The organism is Bradyrhizobium sp. UFLA01-814, from assembly GCF_046718885.1.
Classification (GTDB): domain Bacteria; phylum Pseudomonadota; class Alphaproteobacteria; order Rhizobiales; family Xanthobacteraceae; genus Bradyrhizobium; species Bradyrhizobium elkanii.
In genome coordinates this window covers 1-5,894 of sequence record NZ_JAQOSR010000287.1, presented here as the reverse complement: position 1 = coordinate 5,894, position 5,894 = coordinate 1, and the positions used below count along the sequence as shown (strand labels likewise).

Genomic DNA, 5,894 nt, shown 5'->3' with positions numbered 1-5,894 from the left:
CATCAATCGACTTGACCAACCGCCAACCTGTCAGTGATGTGTCCGAACAGGTGTCAGCCATGTCTCCGGACTAAACAACCGTCCGGCAGTTCGTCATCGTGGCCGGAGCGCTGATGACCGTGATCTACGCGGCGCGACACTGGTTCTAGGTGGAGCGAGGGAGCCAAGGCTCCCATCGACATCGGTTGGCTTAGTGCGTCGTCATCCAGGCGCGGGCTTCACGCTGGGCAGCCGCGATCTCGACATCGGACATCTGCTCGGCGACTTCGCGGCGGTGCGCGATCGCATCAGTACGTCCCTTGAGCGCCGCCAGGTTGAACCATTTGTGCGCCGCGATGAGGTTGACCACGCCGGAGCGGCCGCTCGCCCAATACATGCCACGTTCGAACAGCACGTCCTGGATTGCCGTTGCGGCAACCGGGACAGCGCTTTCCTGATCGATGACCCCCTGAAACATTCTCATTCCCCTTTTTGTTGTTGGCCGCCCTCCCCCGAGCGCGGCCCCCGTCCACTGTTAAAACTACCCTGTCATTCCCGGGCTGATCTCTTGATCATGCCCCGCGCCGATCCTTGGGATCACCGCGTGCCGGTTGCCGGCTTGTTGGGATGATCATGGCCCATCAAATTTGAAGAGCGGTTTAAGTATCGCGATGAACGGGATGTAAATCGGCGTCGCCAAGGGCACATCGAGGAATCGCAGAAATGCCTGTGCCGCAGGCACTTCCTTGCATTCGTGAACGCCGGTTTACCCTGGTGCTTGGGACAACGATAACCATGGCGGACATTGGCCGCGGGCGTCGGCAGGTCCCACCAGGGATCAGTTTTCGAAATTGACGGAGGGGCGGCGCGACCTATGGACGAGCCGCGGAACGGCGTGCGATCGGTGCACAGACAAAAGCAACGCGAGGCCGTCAGGCCCAACGTCGATCCGGAACGGGGATGGGGAAAGTGGCTGCCGGGCGCGGACTGCGCGGGCCGCCGGAACGAGGGGGTCGGCGAACACGTCAGGACCAGATTTCAGCTCGGCATTCTCGCCGGTGAAATTGCGGAACCAAGCGGGCTCCGCACCGAACGAAGAAATCTCTGTTTCTTCTGCCGGACCGGTTTTGGGAAGGTTGCCCTCTCCGAAATTCGATCCAGCCGTTTGACCTGATGTCTCGCCGACACCCTCTTTCGTCAGCCAGAGCCTTGGGGGTGGGATGTGCCTCTCAGCAGTCCGTCCGCTGGCTCTCGCGACGTGCCGGCGTCAAGCCGCCGGCAATCCTCTCAAGGCGAGAGGCTTACTTCTTCTTGGCGACCTTGCGGGTCTTCTTCGCAGTCTTCTTCACTGCGCTCTTCGCCTTCTTCGCCTTCTTCGCCTTCTTTGCCTTCTTAGCCATGTTGCCCTCCAGTATGTGAGATGGCTCTTACTTCGCTGCGTGCACTCGGGAATCGATATGCACTACTTCCCGAATACACCAACAGACCGAAAAAAACAGTGTCCCGCTTAAGGAAGTGTTGACGCAGCGCTGGCAGTGCGCACCGTGCGCGCCGCCGTTCAAATCGACGCGTCATTCGCGCGACGATGCAAGAAACGCAACGGCCGCCGACATCGGCATTTGTCAACGTTGCAGGAAACGCCTTCTGTTGTAGGCTTTTCTTGAATTCGCATTCGAGCGATCGACGCGCGACCGTCATTGCGTTGAGTCGCGAGCGCCGACGAAAAGCGGCGCGTCGCCGACGCCGAGTCGTAATTTTTGGCAACGAAAAAATTTTCGTGGGTAAGACGGGTTTTGCCTCGTTTGAGGTCATCCGAACCGGATTTGCGAACGAATCGCGGCTTCGGCGATTCGGCGCCGATGGCGCCGGCGCGCCGCGAACGGAGGGTGTGAGGCAGGATCACGCCGCGTTCACGCGCGCGCGACGACGCCGGAGGTGACGGCAAGGAAGCATGCAAGGGAGCATGATCCGGCTGGATCATGCGCCAAGGACAACATCATTGTCCTGTTGTTCAGATGCCGAGCTTCGACTTCAAGAGGTCGTTGACCGCCTGCGGGTTCGCCTTGCCGCCCGACGACTTCATCACCTGACCGACGAACCAGCCGACCAGTTGCGGCTTCGCCTTCGCCTGCTCGACCTTGTCGGGATTGGCCGCGATGATGTCGTCGACCACCTTCTCGATCGCGCCGAGGTCGGTGACCTGCTTCATGCCGCGCGCCTCGACGAGCGCGCGCGGATCGCCGCCTTCCTGCCAGACGATCTCGAACAAGTCCTTGGCGATCTTGCCGGAAATCGTTCCCTCGCCGATCAGGTCGACGATCGCGGCGAGTTGCTCCGCCGACACTGGCGAAGCTGCGATCTCGACGCCTTCCTTGTTGAGACGACCGAACAGTTCGTTGATCACCCAGTTGGCGGCGAGCTTGCCGTCGCGCGCCTTGTCGGCAAGACCCGACAGCACCGTCTCGTAGAACTCCGCGCTCTCGCGCTCGGCGACCAGCACGCTCGCATCATAGGGCGACAGGCCGAAGCCCGTAATAAAACGGGACTTCTTCTCGTCCGGCAGTTCCGGCAGCTGCGCCTTCAGATCGTCGACGAAGGCCTGGCTGAACTCGAGCGGCAACAGATCGGGATCGGGGAAGTAACGGTAGTCGTGCGCCTCTTCCTTGGAGCGCATCGAGCGGGTCTCGCCCTTGTTCGGGTCGAACAGCCGGGTTTCCTGGTCGATCGAGCCGCCGTCCTCGATGATCTCGATCTGGCGCCGCGCCTCATACTCGATCGCCTGGCCGATGAAGTTGACCGAGTTCATGTTCTTGATTTCGCAGCGGGTGCCAAACGCGGTCTCGCCGTAACGGCGCACCGACACGTTGACGTCGGCGCGCAAATTGCCCTTCTCCATGTCGCCGTCGCAGGTGCCGAGGTAGCGCAGGATCGAGCGCAGCTTGGTGACGTAAGCCTTGGCCTGCTCGGCGTCGCGGATGTCGGGCTTGGAGACGATCTCCATCAGCGCAACGCCGCAACGGTTGAGGTCGACATAGGACATCGTCGGCGACTGATCGTGCAGCAACTTGCCGGCGTCCTGCTCCAGGTGCAACCGCTCGATCCCGATCGTGACGCTGCGGCCGCCGTCGAGCTCGAGCGACACCTCGCCCTCGCCCACGATCGGCGACTTGTACTGGCTGATCTGGTAGCCCTGCGGCGAGTCCGGATAGAAATAGTTCTTGCGGTCGAACACCGAGCGCAGGTTGATCTTCGCATTCAGCCCGAGACCGGTGCGCACCGCCTGGCGGACGCACTCCTCGTTGATCACGGGCAACATGCCCGGCATCGCTGCATCGACCAGCGAGACGTGGGAGTTGGGCTCGCCGCCGAACGCGGTCGATGCGCCGGAGAACAGCTTTGCGTTCGAGGTGACCTGGGCATGGATCTCCATGCCGATCACGACCTCCCAATCGCCGGTGGCGCTCTTGATCAGCTTGTGCGGGGCGGCAGATGCGGTCATGGATCTCGGTTTCCGGATAAAGGATATCTGGGATGGATTGGGCTTCGCGCAACCAATCGCGCCAGTCAAGCCGCCTTGCACCTATGGACCCCCTCATGGTGAGGAGCGCGGAACGCGCGTCTCGAACCATGAGGCCCCGCCGGCGGCCTACATCCTTCGAGACGCTTGCTTCGCAAGCTCCTCAGGATGAGGATAGACGGTGTCGATGGGCGGCCGAAATCTAGAGCCCGCGCCGGAACTGCTGATAGGCCTTGCTCGAGCGCAGCGCGTCGGCGCCGCCCGCGATCAGCTGGTCGACCTGCTCCGGCGGCAGCGACAGCCGCGTCGGGATGGCGTTCAGGATGCCGGCGCGGTCCGGCCCGAGCCGGTCGAAGCCGAGCCGCTCGACATAGATCGCGACGTCGCCGCATTTCCAGCCGGCGCCGACGCCGAGCCGGCTGCGCTCCGCCGCCGACAGCCCGCAGCGCCAGCGCTTCAGCTTGCCGGACCAGTCCTCGGCGAGCGCCGTGAAGGCGGCGTAGCTGGAGCGCACGCTGGCATCGATCGCGGTGTCGGCGGCTGCGGACACCAGTTCGACGCCGCTCGGCCCTTCGAGCGTCTGCACGAAGTCGCCGGAGATGCCGCGGCCGGCGTCGACCACCAGGAACAGGATGCGCTTTAGCTTGGCCGCTTGCCGTTCGTTCAGCGGCTCATAGGGCCGTTGCGCGGCGAGCAAGCCGATGCTCAGTCCCGACAGGCCGTAATTGTCGACGAGGCCGCCATCGAGCAGCTTGACGTAGCGCATCGAGCCGTCGCGGTAATGCGCCTGGGCCTCGGCGTAGGCGCGCAGCAACGGCTGTGCGTTCGGATCGTTGCGCACCCGCTCGAGCCAGGCCGGCAGCGGCGCGGCGCAACCGCCGGGATAGGTTTGCAGCACGATCGGGGCGAATGCCAGCGGCACCGCGGCCGATGCCGCCACCGCTTCGGCGACACGATACGATCTGATGTCGCTGCACAAGGCGTCGAACGATGTCTTGCCGAACACGAACGGCGTGCGGTTGTAGATATCAGACGCGTTGATCCAGACCCGCGGCCGGCGATCGTCGGCCAATGCATCGAACCGCGCGCCGTCGAACAAATTCTGATCGAGCCAATCGGTGAACTGGCTGTCGTTGACGCCGCCGCCGAGCGCGCGCCCGATATTGCCGAGCGAGATCCGGGTCTTCAGTCCCTCCTCGGCGTTGCGCAGCAGGAAGCGCTGGCGGAAATCGTCGAGCGCCGCGCGGCGCTTCAATCCGAAATAGGCGGCGGTGACCGATCCGCCGGAGACGCCGGAGACGAAGTCGACGCGGTCGAGCAGCGTCTTCGTGCCCGCCGCGCTCGACCGCGTATGGTCAAGCTCCTCCAGCACGCCGAAGGAAAACGCCGCCGCGCGGGTGCCGCCGCCGGAGAACGATAGCGCGAGCAGCAGATCATCTTCGTAGGCCGGAATGTCGCGGGCGCTGCTGTTGTCGGCGAGCGCGGCGCCGAGCGGTACGTTGCCGGGCAGATTGTAGACGGAGGCGCAGCCGGCAAGGCCCGCCGCCACCACGGCCACCAGCATTGCTGACAGCCATCCCCCTATGCCCGACCCACGCACGAATACTCTCTTTTGCCGCTGGCCCCCGCCCGGTTCCATTAGCCTATCACGGCCAATCTGGGCGGCGGCATGGCGGCCGAAACAGGGTTAATGCTCGCGGTGCCTCCGCACCGGCGTCCTTTAGCCGCGCTGCGCCAGCAGCGTGGCAACGATCCGCTCCCACTCGGCTTCGAGCGTATCCTTTGCGACCGGCTGGCCGGCCTGGCGATACCAGTAGCCGGCGTTGCCGAGATCGCCCTCGACGCGATGCAGATAAGCATGCACCCAGGCCGAATTGGCGTCGCCCTCATCCTGCACGATGCGGTGCGCCTGGTCCCAATCACCCTTCTTCGCCCACCACAATGCGGCGAGCGGCGGCGACAGCGCCGCATCGGGCGCGGTGTCAGCGAAACTGGCGCGGAAATCCGCCATCGCTCACCACCATTTGGGCGCCGTGAAGCGGCCCGCCGCCTGCTCGATCACCTCGCCGAGCGAGAACAGCGTCTCCTCGTCGAACGGACGGCCGATCAGTTGCAGGCCGAGCGGCAGACCTTGCGAGTCCTTGCCGGCGGGCACGGCGATGCCCGGCAGGCCCGCCATGTTCACGGTCACCGTGAAGATGTCGTTGAGATACATCTCGACCGGATCGGCGCCGCCCTTCTCGCCGATGCCGAACGCTGCCGACGGCGTCGCCGGCGTCAGGATCGCGTTCACGCCCCTGGCGAAGCAGTCTTCGAAGTCCTTCTTGATCAGCGTCCGGACCTTTTGCGCACGCAGATAATAGGCGTCGTAGTAGCCGGCCGACAGCACATAGGTGCC

General features: G+C 64.0%; 6 protein-coding genes. All 6 read right to left on the bottom strand.

Annotated elements, in window-relative coordinates; genetic code table 11:
• Positions 1-190 precede the first annotated feature (190 nt).
• Positions 191-457, bottom strand: a complete 267-nt coding sequence (locus tag PMN64_RS41465; RefSeq protein ID WP_018271956.1) for a hypothetical protein — start codon at positions 455-457, stop codon at positions 191-193.
• Between the two features lie 1,080 nt (positions 458-1,537).
• On the bottom strand, positions 1,538-1,960 hold the full coding sequence (locus tag PMN64_RS41460) for a hypothetical protein (protein WP_155258521.1): 423 nt from the start codon (positions 1,958-1,960) through the stop codon (positions 1,538-1,540).
• Between the two features lie 30 nt (positions 1,961-1,990).
• Positions 1,991-3,478, bottom strand: a complete 1,488-nt coding sequence (gene gatB, locus PMN64_RS41455) for an Asp-tRNA(Asn)/Glu-tRNA(Gln) amidotransferase subunit GatB (protein WP_016843985.1) — start codon at positions 3,476-3,478, stop codon at positions 1,991-1,993.
• Between the two features lie 220 nt (positions 3,479-3,698).
• Complete coding sequence (locus tag PMN64_RS41450) at positions 3,699-5,060, bottom strand: patatin-like phospholipase family protein (protein WP_168858152.1); 1,362 nt, start codon at positions 5,058-5,060, stop codon at positions 3,699-3,701.
• A 156-nt stretch (positions 5,061-5,216) separates the two neighbouring features.
• Positions 5,217-5,507 carry a hypothetical protein gene (locus PMN64_RS41445; RefSeq protein WP_411784934.1) on the bottom strand — a complete coding sequence of 97 codons (291 nt, stop codon included), beginning with the start codon at positions 5,505-5,507 and terminating at the stop codon, positions 5,217-5,219.
• A gap of 3 nt (positions 5,508-5,510) precedes the next feature.
• Positions 5,511-5,894: amidase family protein (locus tag PMN64_RS41440; RefSeq protein WP_411784933.1), on the bottom strand; the 384-nt coding region annotated here is incomplete at its 5' end.